General features: G+C 54.2%; 2 protein-coding genes and 1 pseudogene. 1 reads left to right on the forward strand and 2 read right to left on the reverse strand.

Annotated features, from left to right (window positions below; all coding sequences use genetic code 11):
* Positions 1 to 152: pseudogene (locus EXE45_RS21760) on the reverse strand (RNA-guided endonuclease TnpB family protein); the annotation flags it as partial.
* Entirely contained in the window at positions 149 to 304 is a 156-nt protein-coding gene (locus tag EXE45_RS17960; protein ID WP_137695126.1) for a DUF2080 family transposase-associated protein, read from the reverse strand. The pseudogene EXE45_RS21760 and the gene EXE45_RS17960, both read right to left, overlap by 4 nt.
* A 53-nt stretch (positions 305 to 357) precedes the next feature.
* On the opposite strand from EXE45_RS17960, the gene EXE45_RS17965 reads away from it, so the two are divergent.
* On the forward strand, positions 358 to 445 hold an 88-nt coding region (locus EXE45_RS17965; protein WP_342765831.1), incomplete at its 3' end, for a transposase.

The following is a 445-nucleotide window of genomic DNA, read 5'->3' on the forward strand; positions in this document are numbered from 1 at the left end:
GAGTTCCAGTCCACACCATCCTTAGCGAATCGGATGGTCTCGTTGTACACCCGACGGGCTTCGAGTGTGGCGTCGTACAGCAGGCCCTCGTTGTCGCTCTGGATGTCGAGTTGGAAATCCAGCGTCTTGACGAGGCCCTGCGGGTTGTTCATTCTTCGTCTTGTTCGATAGGTTCTGAGGTCCGGACAACCTTCACGTCCGCACCACGCCAGCGTTTGGGGACGGTGACGTGGGCACTATTCCCGAACGGTTTGACCTCACCGTCGAGAACTTCCTCGCCGTCGATTTCAAAGCGATTCACCATACCTGAGTATATCCTTTGGATATACTTAACTGTGTTGGTGGAGTGGGTTCGGTATGGGTGAGAAGCGGTCGAACCACACGATGTATAACGTCAACTACCACTTCGTGTGGTGTCCGAAGTACCGTCACTCGATACTCGAAC

Source organism: Halorubrum sp. SP9, assembly GCF_005435015.1.
GTDB classification, from domain to species: domain Archaea; phylum Halobacteriota; class Halobacteria; order Halobacteriales; family Haloferacaceae; genus Halorubrum; species Halorubrum sodomense.